Source organism: Geobacillus genomosp. 3 (assembly GCF_000445995.2).
Taxonomy (GTDB): Bacteria; Bacillota; Bacilli; order Bacillales; family Anoxybacillaceae; genus Geobacillus.
In genome coordinates this window covers 824548-844612 of record NC_022080.4, presented here as the reverse complement: position 1 = coordinate 844612, position 20065 = coordinate 824548, and the positions used below count along the sequence as shown (strand labels likewise).

Annotated in this window: 20 protein-coding genes; 4 read left to right on the top strand and 16 right to left on the bottom strand. The window is 50.5% G+C overall.

Translation table 11 applies throughout. The annotated features are described in order from the left end of the window. The first annotated feature begins 175 nt into the window (after positions 1-175). Entirely contained in the window at positions 176-1945 is a 1770-nt protein-coding gene (locus tag M493_RS04380) for a B12-binding domain-containing radical SAM protein (protein ID WP_020959076.1), read from the top strand. Between the two features lie 76 nt (positions 1946-2021). Here the strand turns inward: M493_RS04380 and M493_RS18640 are convergent, their stop codons facing one another. The 9 genes from M493_RS18640 to M493_RS04345 all read right to left on the bottom strand — a co-directional run bounded on the left by M493_RS18640 (position 2022) and on the right by M493_RS04345 (position 10408). Further along, on the bottom strand, positions 2022-2171 hold the full coding sequence (locus M493_RS18640; protein ID WP_020959075.1) for a hypothetical protein: 150 nt from the start codon (positions 2169-2171) through the stop codon (positions 2022-2024). After that, complete coding sequence (locus tag M493_RS18515) at positions 2164-2331, bottom strand: hypothetical protein (RefSeq protein WP_011230441.1); 168 nt, start codon at positions 2329-2331, stop codon at positions 2164-2166. The genes M493_RS18640 and M493_RS18515 overlap by 8 nt, the downstream gene beginning before the upstream one ends. Continuing rightward, a complete protein-coding gene (locus M493_RS18635; protein ID WP_020959074.1) occupies positions 2331-2480 on the bottom strand; it encodes a hypothetical protein in 150 nt (49 codons plus the stop codon). The genes M493_RS18515 and M493_RS18635 overlap by 1 nt, the downstream gene beginning before the upstream one ends. A 60-nt stretch (positions 2481-2540) precedes the next feature. Continuing rightward, a complete protein-coding gene (locus M493_RS04370; protein ID WP_020959073.1) occupies positions 2541-3677 on the bottom strand; it encodes a zinc-dependent alcohol dehydrogenase in 1137 nt (378 codons plus the stop codon). Positions 3678-3909: 232 nt separating this feature from the next. Beyond that, on the bottom strand, positions 3910-4737 hold the full coding sequence (locus tag M493_RS04365; RefSeq protein ID WP_020959072.1) for a carbohydrate ABC transporter permease: 828 nt from the start codon (positions 4735-4737) through the stop codon (positions 3910-3912). Between the two features lie 15 nt (positions 4738-4752). Beyond that, the gene (locus M493_RS04360; protein WP_020959071.1) at positions 4753-5652 is read right to left on the bottom strand and encodes a carbohydrate ABC transporter permease; all 900 of its coding nucleotides are present in this window, start codon (positions 5650-5652) and stop codon (positions 4753-4755) included. 126 nt (positions 5653-5778) lie between these two features. Further along, on the bottom strand, positions 5779-7047 hold the full coding sequence (locus M493_RS04355; RefSeq protein ID WP_020959070.1) for an ABC transporter substrate-binding protein: 1269 nt from the start codon (positions 7045-7047) through the stop codon (positions 5779-5781). Between the two features lie 60 nt (positions 7048-7107). Further along, positions 7108-9204: an amylo-alpha-1,6-glucosidase gene (locus M493_RS04350; protein WP_020959069.1), complete on the bottom strand. Its 2097-nt coding sequence runs from the start codon at positions 9202-9204 to the stop codon at positions 7108-7110. A gap of 187 nt (positions 9205-9391) precedes the next feature. Next, a complete protein-coding gene (locus tag M493_RS04345) occupies positions 9392-10408 on the bottom strand; it encodes a LacI family DNA-binding transcriptional regulator (RefSeq protein WP_023817529.1) in 1017 nt (338 codons plus the stop codon). Positions 10409-10583: 175 nt separating this feature from the next. Between M493_RS04345 and M493_RS04340 the strand changes: the two genes are divergently transcribed. Then, positions 10584-10784: an alpha/beta-type small acid-soluble spore protein gene (locus M493_RS04340; RefSeq protein WP_020959067.1), complete on the top strand. Its 201-nt coding sequence runs from the start codon at positions 10584-10586 to the stop codon at positions 10782-10784. Positions 10785-10796: 12 nt separating this feature from the next. On the opposite strand, the gene M493_RS04335 is transcribed toward M493_RS04340, so the two are convergent. The 3 genes from M493_RS04335 to M493_RS04325 all read right to left on the bottom strand — a co-directional run bounded on the left by M493_RS04335 (position 10797) and on the right by M493_RS04325 (position 14177). Next, positions 10797-11843 (bottom strand): anti-sigma factor domain-containing protein, encoded by a 1047-nt coding sequence (locus tag M493_RS04335; RefSeq protein WP_020959066.1) that lies wholly within the window; start codon positions 11841-11843, stop codon positions 10797-10799. Continuing rightward, the gene (sigI, locus tag M493_RS04330) at positions 11840-12589 is read right to left on the bottom strand and encodes an RNA polymerase sigma factor SigI (RefSeq protein WP_420480327.1); all 750 of its coding nucleotides are present in this window, start codon (positions 12587-12589) and stop codon (positions 11840-11842) included. Before sigI ends, M493_RS04335 begins: the two co-directional genes overlap by 4 nt. Positions 12590-12761: 172 nt before the next feature. Then, the gene (locus M493_RS04325) at positions 12762-14177 is read right to left on the bottom strand and encodes an amino acid permease (protein WP_020959064.1); all 1416 of its coding nucleotides are present in this window, start codon (positions 14175-14177) and stop codon (positions 12762-12764) included. A gap of 312 nt (positions 14178-14489) precedes the next feature. Between M493_RS04325 and M493_RS04320 the strand changes: the two genes are divergently transcribed. Together M493_RS04320 and M493_RS04315 are read left to right on the top strand one after the other, a co-directional pair. Continuing rightward, positions 14490-14831 carry a DUF485 domain-containing protein gene (locus M493_RS04320; protein ID WP_020959063.1) on the top strand — a complete coding sequence of 114 codons (342 nt, stop codon included), beginning with the start codon at positions 14490-14492 and terminating at the stop codon, positions 14829-14831. Beyond that, on the top strand, positions 14831-16366 hold the full coding sequence (locus M493_RS04315) for a cation acetate symporter (protein WP_020959062.1): 1536 nt from the start codon (positions 14831-14833) through the stop codon (positions 16364-16366). The genes M493_RS04320 and M493_RS04315 overlap by 1 nt, the downstream gene beginning before the upstream one ends. 60 nt (positions 16367-16426) lie before the next feature. Here M493_RS04315 and M493_RS04310 read toward each other — a convergent pair whose 3' ends face one another. From M493_RS04310 to M493_RS04295, 4 genes are read right to left on the bottom strand one after another with little or no spacing between them, the layout of a single operon-like run. Further along, positions 16427-16921: a GNAT family N-acetyltransferase gene (locus M493_RS04310; protein WP_020959061.1), complete on the bottom strand. Its 495-nt coding sequence runs from the start codon at positions 16919-16921 to the stop codon at positions 16427-16429. Positions 16922-16946: 25 nt separating this feature from the next. After that, positions 16947-18068 (bottom strand): o-succinylbenzoate synthase, encoded by a 1122-nt coding sequence (gene menC, locus M493_RS04305; protein WP_041267858.1) that lies wholly within the window; start codon positions 18066-18068, stop codon positions 16947-16949. Further along, positions 18068-18901 (bottom strand): GNAT family N-acetyltransferase, encoded by an 834-nt coding sequence (locus M493_RS04300; RefSeq protein ID WP_020959059.1) that lies wholly within the window; start codon positions 18899-18901, stop codon positions 18068-18070. Before M493_RS04300 ends, menC begins: the two co-directional genes overlap by 1 nt. After that, a complete protein-coding gene (locus tag M493_RS04295) occupies positions 18876-20045 on the bottom strand; it encodes a M20 peptidase aminoacylase family protein (protein ID WP_020959058.1) in 1170 nt (389 codons plus the stop codon). The genes M493_RS04300 and M493_RS04295 overlap by 26 nt, the downstream gene beginning before the upstream one ends. Positions 20046-20065 lie beyond the last annotated feature (20 nt).

The following is a 20065-nucleotide window of genomic DNA, read 5'->3' as shown; positions in this document are numbered from 1 at the left end:
CAAACCATGTCAACTAAATATATATTCGATGTGGAAAAATTTACTCCTCCCTTTCTTTACGAAGATTTTTCAAAAATCTTTTTCACAACGTCCGACAAGTTTTTTCATCTTTTTCATTTGGCTAAACTGCGTTATAATGAAAGGTTAGTACAATGATAAAAGGAGTTTTGTTACAATGAACATTGTTTGTACGACATTAAACGCCAAATACATCCATATGAACCTCGCCATTCGCTATTTAAAAGCATACGCAATGCCGGAGTTTGACGTCAAGCTCGTTGAATATACGATCAAAGACCCGGCGCTGAATGTCGTCGCCGATTTGTACCAACGCCGGCCGGATGTCATCGGCTTCAGCTGCTACATTTGGAACATTGAAGAGACGGTCAAAGTCGTAAAGATGCTAAAGAAAGCGGCACCGCACATCCTCATCGTCGCCGGCGGCCCGGAAGTGTCGTACGATGTGCGCGAATGGATGGAACGGGTGCCGGAGTTTGACTTTATCGTCATCGGCGAAGGGGAGGAAACGTTTAAACAGCTGCTTTTCGCTTTAGACGGCCAAGGAGAGGTCCGCGATGTCGCCGGGCTCGCGTTTCGCGATGGAGAGCGCATTGTCATCAATCCGCAGCGGAATAAAATCCGCCTTGCCGACATGCCGTCACCGTTTCGCTTCCCGGAAGACGTTCCTCATCTTCCGAACCGGGTCGTGTACGTCGAAACAAGCCGCGGCTGCCCGTTCAGCTGCCAGTTTTGCTTATCCTCAATCGAAGTCGGCGTCCGCTATTTTGACCGTGAAAAAATTAAAGACGACTTGCGCTACTTGATGCAGCACGGGGCGCGGACGATCAAGTTCGTCGACCGGACGTTCAACATCAGCCGCAGCTACGCCATGGACATGTTTCGCTTTTTAATTGATGAACATGTGCCCGGAACGGTATTTCAGTTTGAAATTACGGCCGACATCATGCGTCCTGAGGTGATTGAGTTTTTAAACCGCGAAGCGCCGCCCGGACTGTTTCGCTTTGAAATCGGCGTTCAGTCAACAAACGATGAAGTGAACCAACTCATTATGCGCAAGCAAAACTTTGCCAAACTGACGCGGACGGTGACGATGATTAAAAAAGGCGGGAAAATTGCCCAGCACTTGGATTTGATCGCCGGCCTGCCGGAAGAAGACTACGACTCGTTTCGAAAGACGTTCAACGACGTGTTCGCCCTCCGTCCAGAGGAACTGCAGCTTGGATTTTTGAAGCTGCTGCGCGGCACCGGCCTGCGCCTGCGCGCCCATGAATACGGCTACGTCTATATGGACCATGCACCGTATGAAGTGTTAAGCAACAACGTCTTGTCGTTTGATGACGTCATCCGCATTAAACAAGTCGAGGACGTGCTTGAAAAATATTCGAACTCCCACCGGATGGACGAAACGATCGAGTACTTGGTGACCGACGTCTTCCCGTCGCCGTTTGACTTTTTCCAGCAGTTTGGCACGTATTGGGATGAGCGCGGTTGGGCGCGCATCGGCCACCAACTGGAAGACTTGTTCCGCCGCCTGCATGAATTTTTGCGCACAGCCGTCCCGGACGCGCTGCCGGTCGCCGAGTCGCTCATGAAATACGATTACTTGCGCAATCAAAAATATAAGCCGCGCAAACCGTGGTGGAATGAGAAAACGGACAAAACGGCGCGCACGGCCGTCTACCGCGCGCTGCTCGAACGGCCCGAGGCGCTCGGGGCGGATTTTGCCGCCCTTGGGCTCGGAGAAAAGGAGCTGTTTAAACATACGGTCGTGGAAATCGTGCCGGTCGATGTCGGCCGCTACGCCGCGAAAAAGCAACTCTCATGGGCGCCAACTGCCATCGTCGCGTATTTTGACCCGTCCGGCGCCGGTGCGACACTGTTTTCCGCACCGCTGTCCGCCTTGTCCGCTTCGGCATCCGCCTAACCGTCAAGCGCAAGGGATAGGACCGCGCAATGATCGTATCGCGCTTTTTGCGCTTCATATGAAAAAGCAGGGAGCGTTATCCCTGCTTTTTGCGCTTCTTTTCGTTTTCTTTCGCCCGTTTTTGTTCCTCGATGATCCAAAGCGGCTCGTGGGCGGCGAAATCGCCCCATTCAAACGCCATTTCTTCATTCATTCGAGCGGGCCGTTCCCGATCCTGTTTATCCATCTCCGCCTCCTTGGCGGCCTTTTTTCGAGTTGCGGTTTGCGCCGCGAATCATATCTTCCTCGCCGGCGTATTGGGCCGCAAATTCGGTATCCGGCAAGCTTTCTGTCGGTGTTTTATTGTTGTTCTTTGCGGCGTCGAACTTTACCTTCCGTTTCATCATCACTTCGCCTCCTCATCCATTGTTTCCCGCTGGTACGCGACAAGCACAATTTCTTCTCCGGTCTCTTCGCGCAGCCGCTGTTCAAGCTGCTGCAACTGACGAAGCGTCCCATCCTGCAGGCGGGCGACCGGGAACGCGATGTTGGCCACACACATCCTCCTTCCGCATTTTTTCTTATCGTCTCTCAGCCGCACCGACTTTATGCGCCACTACGGTTTGAGCACAACTTTAATGCAGCCGTCTTTCTTTTCATCGAAAATCTCGTACGCATATTGCGCCTTATCAAGCGGAAGACGGTGCGTAATAATATCGGTTGGATCGAACTTTCCTTCGACGATCCATTCGTACAGCGTCGGAATGTAATGAATGACCGGCGCCTGCCCCATTTTCAGCGTAATGTTGCGCGAAAACAAATCACCAAGCGGAAACTGATTGTACCGTGAACCGTACACCCCGACAAGCTGGATCGTTCCGCCTTTGCGCACCGCCTGTGAAGCGATGACAATCGCTCCCATCGCTCCCCCTTGCAGCTTCAGCGCCGAGCCGATCAATTCAAGCGGCGTCATTTTTCCGTCTAGGCCGACACAATCGATGACGACATCGGCTCCGCCACCGGTTAACTCCTTAATGTATTCGCCGGTGTTTTCATATTCGGTAAAGTTGATCGTCTCAACTTTATTCGTCTTTTTCGCATGTTCGAGCCGATAGTCGATGTAATCGACGGCAATGACGCGTTTTGCTCCTTTCAGCCAGGCGAACTTTTGCGTCAACAATCCAACCGGACCGCAGCCGAGCACGACGACTGTATCACCGTCTTTCACCCCTGCCTCATCGACGCCCCAAAACGCGGTCGGGACAATATCTGACAAAAACAAGAGCTTTTCATCTTCGAGCTCGCAATCGTCCGGGACGACAAACGGAGTGAAGTTGGCAAACGGCACGCGCAAGTATTCAGCTTGCCCGCCCGGGTAGCCGCCAAACGTTTCAGAATAGCCAAAGTATGCCCCCGATTCGCCGTTCGGGTTGGACGCATCGCACTGGCTTTCAAGCCCGTGCTGGCAATACCAACATTGCCCGCAGGCGATCGTAAACGGCACGATGACGCGATCGCCTTTTTTCACTTTCGTCACCGCCGGCCCGACTTCCTCGACAATGCCCATCGGCTCGTGGCCGATAATAAAATCTTCCGGCATGTTCGGCACCATGCCGTGCACTAAATGAAGATCCGAGCCGCAAATGGCGGTGCTTGTAATGTTTACGATGATGTCATCCTCTTTCAAAATTTTTGGGTCGGGCACTTGTTTGACGGCGACATCTTTTATACCTTGGTATGTGACAGCTTTCATCCTCTTCCTCCTTCCTCTCTTTCCGGACGGATCAGCCAAGCAGCAAGAGCGCTGCCAAGCAGCGCCAGCCCGCTGACTTTCCTGTGAAGTCCATATTTCCACCTATATGATGTGCGTTTTTTTCACGGATATGCCGTACGAAAAAAGGCTGCCGCCAAAGGAGGACAAAACCTCCCGTTTGGCGAACAGCCCCTTCTTGCCATGATCGGCAAACCATTGTACAGGACAACCATTATTTCCCACCTGTAAACGAAATGCCTTTGATGAAGTAGCGGTTGAAAAAGGCGTAAATGATCAACACCGGCAGCGTAAACACCATGGACGCTGCCATAATATAATTCCAATAGCTGATGTACTGCCCTTTGAAGCTGTTAAGGCCAAGCGGTAGTGTAAACAACTGCGGATCAGACAAAATAATGAGCGGACGCATAAAGTCATTCCATGAACTCATAAAGACGAAAATGGCCTGAGCCGCCAACGCCGGGCGGGCGAGCGGTAGCACAATCCGGAAAAAGATTCCGAGCCGGCCAAGTCCATCGAGTTCTGCAGCCTCTTCCAATTCCTTCGGAAAATTGATAAAAAACTGCCGCATCATGAAAATAAACGTGGCGTTAATCATCGTCGGCACGATCATTCCTTGATACGAGTTTAACCAACCAAGCTGCTTTAAAATCAAATAGTTTGGAATCATCGTCACTTGTGCCGGAATCATTAAGACGGCTAAAATGATCAGAAACAGCGGTTTTCTCCCGGGAAATTGCAACCGCGCCAGCGCATAGCCGGCCATAGAATTAAATAATAAATTGAGCACAGTCACTGCCGCGGCAATAATTACACTATTTAACAACCAGCGTGGGAATAGTTCCTGCTCAACAAAAATTTGTTTGTAATTATCCAATGTGAACTGTTTTGGAACAATAGACATTGTTCCGCTGACAATTTCCTCGAGTGTCTTGAACGAGGAAGACAACGCCCATAAAAACGGAATGAGCGTAATGATCGCATAGATGATAAGCACAACATACAGTAGCGCTTTTCCAATCCGTATTTTTCTTTTCATCTCGTCCTCCACTCCTTAATAAAGGGACTCCTCTTTCGATAACTTCCGCTGAAGCAATGTAGCGATTAAAATAATGATGGCCAACGCAAATGCCAATGCAGCAGCGTACCCCATCGTTCCTAGCGTTTTGAACGCATATTGGTAAATAAGAAGCACAACGGTTAACGTAGAGTTGTTCGGTCCGCCAGAACCAGCTGAGAAAATATACGATTGGTCAAACAATTGGAACGTGCCGATCAGTCCCATGATCACTACAAACGATGTGACCGGGCGCAAATACGGGACAGTGACGTGCCAAAACTTCTGCCAGGCGTTAGCCCCGTCTAATTCCGCCGCTTCGTACAAGGAATCAGGAATATCTTGCAATGCCGCCAAATAAATGACCATAAAGTACGGAGCCGTTGACCAAATGTTCATGATCATGATCGCATTCAACGCGACATCTGGATCGCCGAGCCAGTTATATGTCGGCAGTCCAACTGCTTCAAGTACATGGTTAATTAAGCCATTTTGGTTGTACATCCACATGAAAATAAGCGTCAATACCGCCGAAGAAGTCAAGGTCGGCAAAAAGTAAACGATACGGAAAAATCTTTCTCCTTTCAACCCGGCATTTAAGGTAGCGGCTAACACAAGAGCCAAAATCGTTTGGCACGGAACGACAATCACTACATATTTCAGCGTGTTCCACAGCGCGATTTTCGCCCGGGTATCGTTAGCTATGCGGGTAAAGTTATCAAACCCGACGAACTCGAACGATGTCGCCCCCAACAATTGCACTTTATGAAATGCCAAAAAAACCGCGAACACGATCGGACCGATAATAAATAAAAGAAGAACAAATAAAGCTGGAGATAAGAACAAGTAAGCCGATCCTGTTTCCCGCCACATTTTTTTCGTTAATGTCTGCTTCATCCTTTTTCATCCCCTTGCCATCGAATCGCTGTCCCCCTCTTTCTAACGCAGCCGTGGAGCTGCTGCCAGAAAGAAAGGAACAGCACTCCGGCAGAAGCTTTTTTCCTGCCGGAGGCCTGTTTTCATTTATCTATTTTCAATTTCACTGTTCGCTGTTTTTTCTGCCTCTTTCAATGCGTCAGCAAGCGGTCGCTCCCCTAAGAAAGCACTGATGAACTGGTTATTGAAGTTGTTGACAATAATGGGCAAGTTCGTGCCATTTTGCCATACAGTTGCATACGGCGCCCCGGCAACTAACGGTGCTCGCAGCGGATCTTTGTCAAACCCGAGTTCAGCAGCGACCGATTTGCGCGTCGGCAAGGCGTAGCCCTTGCTTGTCCATGTTTTCATGCCTTCCTTCCCGGTCAAATACGAGATGAGTTTCCAAGCTGCTTCTTTCTTTTGGGAATCTTTGTTCATAACATAGGCTACCGTATACGCCATCGTTGCTTTTTTGCCATTGATCATCGGGATCTCTGCTGTTCCAAACTCTACATCAGGGAACGTATCTTGCAAAAACGGAATCGCCCAGTTTCCTTCAATCACCATAGCGGCCTTGCCTTGGCCGAACATCTCGCCACCCCATGTCGCCCCGACTTCATTCGGCTGAGCTGCCGACTTATCTTTTACATGCATATCAACAATCGGCTGAAGCGCTCCGACGACTTTTGGATCAGCGAAGCTTGCCTTATTGTCCGTCACGACTTTGCCGCCTTTCGACTCGGCAATGTAGTATAAGCGGGCTAATTCCGGGGCAACGCCAAACCCATATACGTCTTTCCCTTTCGTTAGCTTTTTCGCTACCTCTCGCAGTTCATCCCACGTTTTCGGCACCTCAAGGCCTGCTTCTTCAAACATTTTTTTATTGTAAAACAGCGCCAACGTCGAATAATCTTTTGGGAATCCATAAATTTTCCCATCTTTCCCTTTAAATGCATCGAGCATCGGTTTTTCAAAGTCGTCAATATCAAACTCATCGGTCACATATTTGTCAAGCGGCTCGAGCGCCCCAGTTTCGATCAGAGCCGGAGCTTCAAACGCATCGAGATAAAAAACATCCGGCCCCTGTCCCCCTGCTAAACGGGTTTTAATGACATCCATATATTGATCGGCAATAACCTCATATTTGACTTTAATATTAGGGTGTGTTTTCTCAAAATCGTCGAGCGTTTGCTGCAGTAGCTTTTGCTCGCTCGGATTGCCGCCCCAGCCGGCTAATGTGACCTCCACTTTCTCCCCTTGTTTGCTGTCCCCGTTTGCCTGTTTCGCTTCCTCACCACCGCCGCAACCGGTCAAAAGGCTGCCAAACAGCAATGTCGTAATGCCTAGCGTCGCCATCCACTTTGTTTTGCCCATGTAAACAACCTCCCTAAAAATGGTTTATATTCACAGGGAAAGGGGAGCCTTCCCCCGTTTTTAACAAATGACAACATCCCAGCCTGTCGTATTTTCATCGATTTGGACGTTGAGCTTTTCCTTCTCGCGCATAACGGTCAATGACAACCGCCCACCACCGATAGAGATGTTTTCCACCCGCAACACGTTCATCGTATCAAGCAGTATCGGAGATAAATAAATTTTCTTTTCAAGCGCATTCGGGAACAATCCTAGCAAGGTTTGAATAAACACTAGCGGCGTTCCGGCCGCCCATGCCTGCGGCGAGCAGGCGACAGGGTAGCGAACCGGCTTGCCGACCGAGCGCCCATATCCACAAAACAGTTCCGGAAGTCGGTCATATTCAAAGTAGTTCGCCGCCTCCGTCAACCCTTGAATCACTGTTTTCACCTCATGATGCTTTCCTAGCTTGCCGAGGCCAAGCAAAATCAAGCTGTTGTCGTGCGGCCATACGCTCCCGTTATGATAGCTCATCGGATTATACCCTGCTTCTCCTTCCCCCATCGTGCGGATCCCATAGCCGGAAAACATCTTTGCAGATAAAAGCATTTGAACAACCGCCTCGACCCGCTCTTCATTCAGCATTCCCGACAGCAGTACATGCCCAGGGTTTGACGTCACCGTGCCGACTCGTTCTTTCTTTTCGTCTAAAGCGATGGCGTAAAACTGTACATCTTCCATCCAAAAGTGCTCGTCAAACCGCTCCTTCAACACCTCCGCTTGACGACGCAATTCATCGGCTCGCTCCCGCTCGCCGAGATGCTCGAAAATGTCGGCCAGTGCTGTTTTCGCTTGGTATACATACCCTTGCACCTCGACGAGGGCGATCGGAGAACGCGCGTATTCGCCATCTCGATGGACAACCGAATCCCCAGAATCTTTCCATCCTTGGTTCGCAATTCCTTTGCTCGATTGCTGATGATACTCAACAAACAAGTCGCCATCGCGGTCGCCGTACTCATCAATCCAGGCAAGCGCCGCATCAATGTGCCCGCGCAGCTGGCTGAAAAGAGCAAAATCTCCAGTCCATTTTACGTACTCTGTCACCAACACTAAAAACAGCGGTGTGGCGTCGATCGTTCCATAGTAAGGGGTAAATGGAATTTGATTCGTATTGGCTAACTCGCCAAAGCGGATTTCATGCATTATTTTTCCCGGCTGCTCATCCCGCCACGGATCTTCCCTTTTTCCCTGAAATCGGGCCATCGTCAGCAATGTTCCTTTCGCCACTTCGTGATTGAACGGAAGAAGTTGCAGCGCAGCGATAAGACTGTCACGGCCAAACGGCACCCCAAACCACGGCAACCCGGCTACTGGAAACTGTCCATATCCTAAGTCGGTCAGCAGCACCCGCAAGTCGATGATCCCGCGATGGACAAGGCGTTCAAGATGGCGGTCATCGGTTGTAATTTTCGTTATGTTCTCTTCCCAGCGTTGATACGATTTTCTCAGGCGGCGAAACGCCTCCTCCGGCGGAACAGGTTGTTTCTCTTCCGCTTCTCCTATATGCGGTGCGATCGTAAAAGTAATACTTTGCTCCTCCTCATGTTCGAGAACAAAATGAAAAGAGATTTCTCCGTGCTCAAACACTGCCTTTTCCGGCCGATCCCAGGTGATTCGTGTTGCCCGCCTGATCCCGTCGCTCCCCACATAGCCAAACGTTAACGAGCGATCGCCGATTATCTGTCCGGTCCGTTTTCCAACTTCCCCTGTCTGAAATCCGCGAACAATAAACATGTCAGCAAAATCCGCATCCATATGTACATTGATTTCAAACTGCACCCGCTTTGGATTATAGTTTTTTAATTTCATCGTTTCATAGAGAACATCGCCGTATATGAAGCGCTTTCGCTCAATTTCAACCGATTCACGCCATAATATAACTTCCCCGTTTTTCTCCATATGCGGGTTCGTCAACAAAATCGTGGCGGCATAATTTTCTGCGGCGTCAGACGACAGCAACACTGGTTTTTCTCTGTTGATGCGCAAATCCCATTTGCTTAAAAAACGGGTATCTTTCGTGTATAAACCAAGCCCGTATGGATGGTGCTCCGGGATATTCCCCTCACCGTCTGTCAGCAAAAATAAGTCGTTTTCCTTGATCACACGGTAATCCATGTTACTTCCTCCTCTTGATGTTTTCCAATTTTATACACAATACCAAAACGTTTTGGGATTAAAACAAAAAGAAAACGATTAAGAAAACGTTTTGATTACCGAATATACTTTCTTTTCTATCCCGAAACGTTTCCGTTTTTCCTTAAAAAAAATATATCCCTTGTGACCTTCGCAAATAACGCAGCGGCTACTTCTCCCCCTTGGCCGTCGATGCCCGGATCTTCAGCTCTGTTTGCAAAACTTTCACGTGCGAATCCGCCTTTCCTTCCAACATGGCAATCAGCAACTTAGCAGCTTCATACCCCATAGCGAACTTATCCTGTGCGACTGTTGATAGCGAAGGCGAGGAGTATGAGGCTAAAATAATGTCGTCATAACCGATGACCGCGACATCCTCCGGCACCCGCTTTCCAAGCCGTTTTACGGCCTTAATAACGCCGAGCGCCATTAAATCGCTGGCACAAAAAAACGCTGTGATTTCTGGGTAGTGCTGAAGCAACCGCAACGCTTCCTGCTCGGCAATTTCTTCACGAAACGCCCCATTTGCAATCCAATATTCCCGTACTGGCAGCCCCCCCTCAAGAAGCGCCTCCTTAAATCCTTTCAGCCGCTGCTCGCTCACAAAGGCGTACTCATAACCGTTAATCATGGCAATTCGTTTATGCCCGAGTTCAATTAAATGGCGCACCGCGTTTTTCGCCCCAAGCACATTGTCTGTCGTTACATAGCCAACCGTCTTCGACTCGATCGGAATATCGATCAGAACACACGGAATGTTGCTCTCCACGACTTCATGCAAGTACGGGTCATCGGTGCGGATCCCTTGCAAAATTGCTCCATCAACACGGCGCTCCCGGCACAGTTGGGTGTACGTTTTTTCCCGCTGTTTCGTCGACGTCGTACTGAACAACACCATATCATAGTCGACTTCACTTACATATTCGTTGACGCCGGCTAGCACCTCAAACGTAAAATTGTCCTTGGCACTTTCCTTTGTCAATCCGGAAACGAGCAATCCGATCGTTTTCGATTTATTCATGACAAGTCCACGCGCGAGCGTATTCGGGCTGTAGTTTAGTTGCTTGGCAATATCAATGATCTTTTGCCTTGTGTTTTCATTGACGTCGGAATAGCCGTTTAACGCACGTGAAACCGTAGTAATCGAAACCCCTGCCGCTTTGGCAATATCTTTAATCGTTGTCACTGCCATTCCTCCAAAACGTTTCGAATCCTGTCGTTGACTCCATTAAACCATAGACCGAAAACGTTTGCAATCTTTTTTTGACAATAATTCCTCCCTTTAATTCCCACCTATCCACCCCTGCTTGCTCGCACATACTAATGGTGCCAGACTAAAACATTAAAAGGAGGCAAATCAGATGGCACGTGGAAGCAACAAACTGCTCGTTCCAGGCATTGAACAAGCGTTAGAACAAATTAAATATGAAATCGCCCAAGAGTTTGGTGTACAGCTCGGAGCTGGCACTGTTTCACGCGCCAACGGCTCCGTCGGCGGGGAAATTACGAAACGGCTCGTCGCCCAGGCGCAAAGCGAGTTGGCAGGCCGAAGAACAGAATAAAGCCGAGCGCAATCACTCGGCTTTTTTCGTTTTGGAATCCATTGCTTCCGGCTGACGGTCGGGGCGGGTGGGCTCGTGCCGCTCTTTTTGGCCACTGCCATCCGGCCGTCCGCCCGCCTCTTTTTTCTCCACATAATGACCGCCCGGCCGCGATGGTCGGGCGTTTCCATGGTTTTTCCCTTTCGGAGAAATTTCCTTATCCGAAGGAGAATTTTCTTTATTTGAACCGGAGTTTTTCCGCTCGTGCGGCGGCTGTTTTTCTTTTTTCTGTTGCTTTGATTTCTGCTCGTCATGCTTTTGTTTCGATTGCGGCTGCTCCCGTTTTTGCCCTTTCGGTGACGATGTTTTCTTTTCTTCCCTTCCGCCTTGGCCTTTCCCTTTGTTCGGTTTGACAGATGTCGATGAAGCCGGCTTTGCTTTTTTCTCGATTTGCAATAGTTTGCCGGTTGTCATTCCCCGTTCGGCTGCCCGGCTGCGCACTTCCATCGTGCTGTTCGCCGTCGTAATCACGATCCGATCATCCGCTACCGACCGCCGAATTTCAGCGAGCTCAGCGGACAACTTCCGCGCCGAGGAGGCGTCGTGCTCTTTCTCTACCGTCGTAATGAGCACTTCCCCGCCCTCATTTAAATATCCCTTTTGTTCGCTCAATGCAATAATCTGTTTCGCCACAGCAGAAAACGTTTCATTTTTCCATGAAGGAAGCGCCGCAAGCACGTTTTTTCCTTCCTCATTATACGCCTTTAACGTCAACACATGGAGCTCATCATCGACTCCCGCTTCAATGCTCGGATTAATGTCGATCGACATATAAGCATACACCGCGTCGGAAGGCCATTGAACCCAGGTGGTAATAAGCAGCACGGCGGCTACCAAAGCGCTCACCACCGCATATCGAAACGAACGGCGATGAAATGGAAAGGGTTTTTTTACTACGCCCGCCTCAATCTCTTCGCCGATTTCACACTCCCCTTCCTTTTTTACTCGAAGGAACTCCCCTTCCGGCGTCAACACGGTGACGAACTCTTCGTCCAATTCCAGCACAATCCCCTTTTTCACGATGGAAGCACCCCTTTTATATAGTCCTTTAAGTAAAGATAGTCGCCCGCCAAAATGACCGCGACCGCAATAATGTATTTTCTATTTCTCTCAATCGTTTTGCGGCTGACGGACGCCATCGTTTCCAGCTGTTTAATGGGCAACTGCTTTTTTTGGAACAACAGGCCGAGCAGTTCCTCTTTCTCCACAAGCAGCTGGGCGACACGAATGGCGTTTAGGCGGGCGTCTTTATGTTTTGGCGACTGTTCAACTAAATCGTGAAAATGAATGCCGAATTGTTTCAGCACTTGCTGGTAATGGATGATTTCTTCTCGGCGCTGCTCCTGTTCGATTTGTTTGTAAAATTCATCGACAGAGAGTCTGGCGTCCAAGTATGTTTGCGCCGTATATTCGTGATCCTCCCCGTTCTCGACATGCCATAATGCATCCCGTATTCTCGCCTCTTTCCGAATATAGTCAATCAGGCGCCGTTTAATGAGCAACTCAGCGAACGAGAGGAAGGAACCTCCTTTATGCGGCGCATACTTTTCAATCGCTTCATTAAAGGCGATCAGCCCGATGCTCGCCTCATCATCCTCTTCGCGAATGAACCGCTTGCACACGCTCGAGGCCGTTTTGGCGATAAACGGCTTATATTGTTGAATCAATTCGTTGCGCAGCGCTTCATTCCCTTGTTGGATTTCCGCAACCGTCTGTTCAAGCGTCCTCTCTCTCTTTTTTAATAATGTACCAAACATCGATTTCACCCCGCTTATACAAGACGGACTGACGCTTTTTCTTTACACTATTCGTACATGGTAAGGGAAATATGGCCGTCATTCAAGAAAAAAATCATTCCAGGCAAGGAACGTCGACCGAACAAAAAGAGGCTTTCCCGACCCCTCGTTCAGGAAAGCCTCTTCTTTTTCCATTGGCCAATCAGCCGACTTTCTCTTCACTTTCGGCCGTTTGATTGAGTGCGCTATGCTTCCGGCCGTAAACAAAGTAAATCACCAAGCCGATAAGCAGCCACGAAATAAAACCGATCCATGTCGTCGCTGGGAGCTGAAGGACTAAGTAGCCGCAGAACAAAACCGCTAAAATCGGAACGACCGGAACGAACGGGACGCGAAACGCCCGCTTTAAGTTGGGCTGTGTTTTGCGCAGTACTAAAACGCCCACTGATACGGTAATAAAAGCAAAAAGTGTGCCAATGTTTGTCAGTTCCGCCAGTTTGTTCAGCGGGATGATGCCCGCGAATACCGCAACAACCGTGCCGGTTAGCCACGTGTTTACGTATGGCACCTGGCGGGTCGGGCTAATGCGGGCGAACACTTTCGGCAGTAAACCGTCGCGACTGATGGCATAAAAGAGACGCGTTTGCCCATAAAGCATGACAAGTAACACTGTCGTAATACCGGCAATCGCTCCAAGTGAAATAAAGCCGGCGACCCAGTCTTGATTGATATAGGTTAACGCGAACGCTACCGGATTTTTTACGTTCAGCTGCTCGTACGGAACAATGCCCGTCAATACGAGCGAGACCGCGACATACAATAATGTACAAACAAGCAGCGACACAATGATGCCGATTGGCATATTGCGCTGCGGGTTTCGCACTTCTTCCGCCGCGGTCGACACCGCATCAAATCCAATGTAAGCGAAAAACACGGTCGCGGCGCCGGCCGCTACGCCCGCAAACCCGAAAGGCATAAACGGCGTCCAGTTTTCCGGCTTGACATACCAAACGCCAACTGCCAAGAAAAGCAAGATGACTGCCACTTTAATAAAGACAACGATCGCATTGAAACGGGCTGATTTTTTCGCCCCCATGTTCAACAAAAAGGTAATGAACAAAATGATGAGAATGGCCGGTAAATCGATAAACGTTCCTTTCTCCGGGTTGTACGCACTCGTGAGCGCCTTTGGCAGCTCAATACCAAAGCCGGCAAGCAGCCCTTGAAAATAGCCGGACCAGCCGGCGGCCACCGCTGATGAGGCAACCCCATACTCTAAAATCAAGTCCCAACCTAAAATCCAGGCAAACAGTTCGCCGAACGTTGCATAGCTATATGTGTACGCGCTCCCCGACACCGGCACGGTTGAGGCGAACTCCGCGTAGCAAAGCGCGGCGAATGCGCACGCCAATGCAGATAAAATAAACGATAGAACGAGCGCCGGACCGGCGTGCTCCGCCGCCGCCACCCCGGTCAGAACAAAAATGCCTGTCCCGATGATGGCGCCGATGCCGAGCATCGTTAAGTCGAATGCGCCTAATTCTTTTCGCAGTGAGGCTCCTTTCGCCCCCGATTCGTTTAAAAGTGCTTGAATCGGTTTTTTACGAAACAAATTCATCGAATGTCTCCCCTTGTTGTTTTTTGTAGAAAAATGTCGAATTTACTCGGCAGACACAGTTAGCATTCTACATGATCCTTGTTTTTTTGTAAAGTGCGAAAATAAGAAAAACAGAAAAATTTTTTGGTTTATATAATAAAGAAAAAATTGTTCCTAATAATAATAAAAAAATCAATTTACAAATTTTTCAGATAAATATATAATGAATGTGTGACAAATTTGTGACAAGAAAGGAGGGCCCGCGCTGCTACTGTCTCGCACGTTCTGCCAACTCATTTGAAAACGCTTTAGCAAAGATAAGGAGGGATTCATATGGCAGTGAAAAAACAATCCCTTGCCGAACAGGCAGGTATCGATTATGAAGCGGTCGCCCAATCCGCTTCGTTCCGCGAACTTATTCAGGCGAAGAAACGCTTCATCATCCCGGCGACCATCTTTTTCTTTGTCTTTTACTTCGCTCTCCCGGTATTAACGTCGTATTCAAAGGCGCTCAATGCTCCGGCTGTCGGGCCGGTCACTTGGGCGTGGCTGTTTGCATTTGCGCAATTTATCATGACATGGGCCTTATGCATTCTTTATTCGAAACGCGCAGCACGATTTGATGAAATCGTCGAGCAAGTGAAGCAGGAAGAAACGGGAGGAGGAAACGCGTAATGAACGGATTGGCCTTTTTCCTCTTCCTCATCATTGTCGCCCTGACGCTTGTCATTACGTACTACGCCTCGAAACGGACGAAAACAACAAGCGAATTTTACACCGCGGACAGCAGCTTAACCGGCTGGCAAAACGGTCTTGCCATCGCCGGCGACTATATGTCGGCCGCCTCGTTTCTCGGCATTGCCGGCATGATTGCCTTAGCTGGATTTGACGGCTTCTTTTACAGCATCGGGTTCCTTGTCGCCTACCTCGTCGTTTTGTACATCGTCGCCGAGCCGCTCCGCAACCTTGGCAAGTATACGATGGCCGATATGATCGCCGCCCGGTTTGATGATAAAAAAGTGCGCGGCGTCGCCGCCTTGAACACGATCGCCATCTCCATTTTCTACATGATCGCCCAGCTTGTCGGCGCCGGCGGTCTCATTAAACTTCTGCTTGGGCTTGACTACATTTATTCCGTCTTGATCGTCGGCATTTTAATGACCGTGTATGTCGTGTTCGGCGGCATGACAGCCACCAGTTGGGTACAAATCGTCAAAGCGGTCTTGTTGATGGTCGGTACGTTTATCATTTCCATTATCGTCTTTGCCAAATTCGATTTCAGCGTCGCTAAAATGTTCCATGAAATGAAAACGGCCACACCGCTTGGCGAAGCGTATCTCAATCCAGGCAACAAGTTTAAAAATCCGCTTGACACCATTTCGCTAAATTTGGCGCTTGTGTTGGGGACGGCCGGGTTGCCGCACATTTTAATCCGTTTCTTCACCGTCAAAGACGCGCCGACCGCACGCAAATCGGTCGTGTACGCGACATGGATCATCGGAATTTTCTATGTTTTAACAATCTTCTTAGGATTTGGCGCCGCCGCATTTGTTGGTTATGATAACATCACCGCCGCCGATCCTGCCGGCAATATGGCCGCGCCGCTGTTGGCAGAGGCCCTCGGTGGAGATTTCCTATTTGCGTTCGTCTCTGCTGTCGCGTTTGCGACGATTTTGGCCGTCGTTGCCGGGCTTGTTTTGTCAGCCGCTTCGGCGTTTGCCCATGACTTTTACAGCCACATCATCCGGCGCGGCCAGGCGACCGAAAAAGAACAAATGCTCGCCGCCCGCTGGGCATCGGTTGGCGTCTCAGTATTGTCAATTTTATTAGCGCTGTTTGCGCAAAAAATGAACGTCGCCTTCCTTGTGTCACTCGCATTTGCCGTTGCCGCAAGCGCCAACTTGCCGACGATCGTTTTTACAATCTTCTGGCGCCGCTTTAATACGACAGGGGCGATTACGGGGATGCTCGTCGGCTTGATCAGCGCCTTGGTGCTCGTCTTCTTCAGCCCGAACGTCTGGTCTCCAGAGCCGGGTGCCGCCATTTTTGTCGGCGAACCGCTCTTTAAACTCGCCAACCCGGGCATTATCTCGATCCCGCTCGGCTTTATCGGCGCTATCGTCGGTACGCTCGTCTCGTCGAAAAAAGCGGACGAGAAAAAATACACCGAAATCGTCGTCAAAGCGAATACTGGGATTGGACGCGTGTAACGCAACGAAGAAAGGGCCGATCCAAAACGCGAATGCGTTTTGGATCAGCCCCAATTAGCATTATAACAGTTTGTATAGGTAATATTCATTTACAAATTCCCCGTTCACTCTTAACGATTGAACCCTCTCGCCTTCTAATACGAATCCCATCTTCCGATATAAGTTGAACGCCTTATCGTTCCCTTTCATGACCGTAAGTCCTAATCTCAAAATTCCAACTTCCTTTGCCCACTCAAACGCTTTGTTGAATAGTTTAGTGGCAATGCCCTGTCCTTGATAGTCTTCAAGAACTCCCAAAACAACATTGGCAGAATGTCGATTTCGTTTTACATCGCCTCCTATGACAGCAAGGAACCCGACAAGCTTGTTTTCCGTTTCAGCAACAAAGATCATTTTATTCGGTTCAAATAACATTCTTTCAATCGATTTACTTTGTTGTTCAACCGTTGTTTGCCGTTCGCCAGGCTCAAATAACATAAAACCAGATTCATCAATTTTTTTGCACAACTCCAAGAAATGTTCCGCATCGCGAACTTCAATCGGTCTTATCATCATTTTTTCTTTCTCCCTTTATCATCCTTTATGCCGTCGCCGTACGATGAAACACCTTCGCAAACTGCATATACCGCTCCACTTGGCGGCGGTCGACGTCATAGCCGATGCCCGGAGCGTCCGGCACACGGATCAAGCCGCCTTCCACCTCGACTTCCGGCGTGATAATATCCCGCTCCCAATAATGCGACGATGCCGCGGTGTCACCGGGGAGTGTGAAATTTTCCAACGTCGTAATGGCGATGTTGTGGGCGCGCCCGACGCCTGCTTCCAGCATGCCGCCGCACCAGACCGGCACGCCGCGTTCACCGCAAAGATCGTGGATTCGCCTCGCCTCCCGCAAGCCGCCGACACGCCCGATTTTGATATTGATGATGCGGCAGCTGCCAAGGTCAAGCGCCTTGCGCGCATCATCGTACGAGCGAATGCTTTCGTCAAGGCAAATTGGCGTCTGAAGAAGCGGCTGCAGCCGGGCATGATCGATGAGATCGTCGGCACCGAGCGGCTGCTCGATCATCATCAGACCAAAGTCATCAAGTGCTTTGAGCCGCTTGGCATCGGCGAGCGTATACGCCGAATTGGCATCCGCCATAAGCGGCACGTCAGGAAACGCGCGCCGCACGCTGCGAATGACGTCCACATCCCAACCCGGCTTGATCTTCACTTTGATCCGTCGATAGCCCTGCGCCACATACCGCTCAATGACCCGCAGCAAATCATCGACCGTCGGCTGAATGCCGATGCTGACGCCGACTTCAATGTCCTTTTTCGCCCCTCCGAGGGCTTGGCAAAGCGGAACGCCGAGCCGCTTCGCATACAAATCCCACACCGCCCCTTCGAGCGCCGCTTTCGCCATGTTGTTTTGGCGGATGGCAGAAAAGCGCTTTGCCAGCTCCTCCGGATGATGAATCGGCTCAGCGAGCGCAAGCGGCACAAGGAAATCCTCCAGCATATGCCAGTTCGTTTTCACCGTTTCCTCGCTATACCACGGAGCGGCAAACGCAACCGATTCGCCCCAGCCGGAAACGCCGTCGCGATCGACGACTTCCACTAAAATAAACTCTTTCGTTTGGAACGTGCCGAAGCTCGTCGTAAACGGCGCCTTCAGCTCCATTTGCAAATGGCGCAATATAATACGCTCGATCTCCATCATCTTTCCTTTCCCCCTTCCTGCTGCAATCGTTCCCCCCGCCGCCTCCATATGTAATGCAATACCGCTTCTCCCGGGCGGCGCCAAGCCCCCGCGGCCACCCATCCTTCCGCGAGCAGCCGCTGAAACAGCGCGCGTGTCGCCAGCCGCCACTCAAGCGCCAGCGCGGGATCCCGCTCTTTTAGCTGCGGAAAGTCAAGCGGAACAGCAGCCAACAACAACGGCGCCGCTGTTTCATCGATGTCTCTCGGCACCGGGCGCAACAGGCCGCCAACCGTTTCCTCCGCCTCAAGCACCGACACTCCTTGGAACTCAGCCTGGCTCCCATTCCACTCCGAAGCAGGACGCTCATCAAGCCGCCATTCGACGATAAGACGGTCCGATGGCAGCCGGCCGTTTAACGCATCATCCATCTCGCCGTAACAGTTTTCGATATATTCGACACCAACAGCTCCGAGCTTGGCTAAATTCAAGTAGCCGTTGCGGCTTTGCAGCGGATCGTACGTCCAGCGGATGACTCGATAGCCGCGCCGCCGCGCTTCTTCCGCCTGCTTCATTTTCAAGCGATAGCCGATCCCCCGGTCGCGAAACGAAGCATCAATCCCTATCATATGGGAACAAAGATACATTTCTCCATTTCGAAATCCAGGAAAACTGTAGACGAAACCGACCAGCTTCCCGTCCACATACGCGCCGATCACAACGCCGCCGTTTTTTGCCACGGTCAACGTTTGATGAAGAGGGATCGGTGCTGTTCCCCAAACGTCTGCCTCCAACTCAGCCATTTCGTTCAACTGTTCGATTGTCTCAATGATTTGCAGCGACAGAGGCATGCTCTTTCTCTCCTTGCGGCGAAACTTTCGCAAACGTGTTCATCACAACCCGCGCCAAAATCTCCACGCCGGAAAGCAAATCATCGCGCCGAAACGTCATGCGCGGGTGATGGAGCCCCGGACGCAAATCGCAGCCTAACCCGAGCATCGTCGTCTTCAGCTCCGGTTTTTTAAAAGAATAAAAGTGAAAATCTTCCCCTCCCGGCGTCACGACCGGCGGCACGCATTTGTCAGCCCCCAAAACGGCGATGATCGCTTCTTCCATCAGCTGCTGCGCCTCATAGTCCGGACTGGCGGCGACGATGCGAGTTCGCTCGGTCAGCTCAATATCGGCCCCATAAATCGCTGCAACCCCGTTTACAACATGGCGCAACCCTTCAACAAGCCGCTCCATCGCCCCGTTCGTCTGCGCCCGTAAATCGAGGGCAAACTCAGCATAATCGGGAATAGTGTTTGCATCTTTTTCACCGGCATGAAACTTCGTCATCTTGATCGATGCCGGCACTTGCGGATCGGTATGGATTTTGCCGAGCTCTTGCACAATCGCGCTGCCGACTTCAATGACGTTGACACCTAAATGCGGCCGCGCCGCATGCGCCGCCATACCGCGAATCCGCCCTTCAATGCATTGTGCCGCCCCATGAATGATCGCCGGCGCTGCATACCCGCTCTCGACTTCTTGAATCGGGCGCAAATGAACCCCATACAAAAACGTCAGGCCATCGGCCGCTCCTTTTTCGATCATCTTCAGCGCACCCGTGCCTTTTTCCTCAGCCGGTTGGAACAAAAACCGCAGCGTCCCCGGCGGCTCATAGCCAATGCGGCGAAGCAGCTTCGCCACCCCGAGCACGATCGTCATATGGGCGTCGTGCCCACATGAGTGGTTCGGCTGCCAAACGCCGTCCACTTCTTGCCAAAGAGCATCCATATCACTGCGCACCCCGACTGCCAACGGCCCGTTGCCGATCTCCGCCACTACGCCCGGACAATCGGCAAACGTCCGCACCCGGTATCCTTCACGCTCGAGCTCCTGGCGAAGAAAATCGGTCGTCCGCCATTCTTCCCAGCTGATTTCTGGATGGCGATGAAGATGATCAAAAATGTCCCATAATTCTGCTTTTATCTGCCCAATCGTTTCTTTCATTCCGCTCTCCCCCGCTGTTT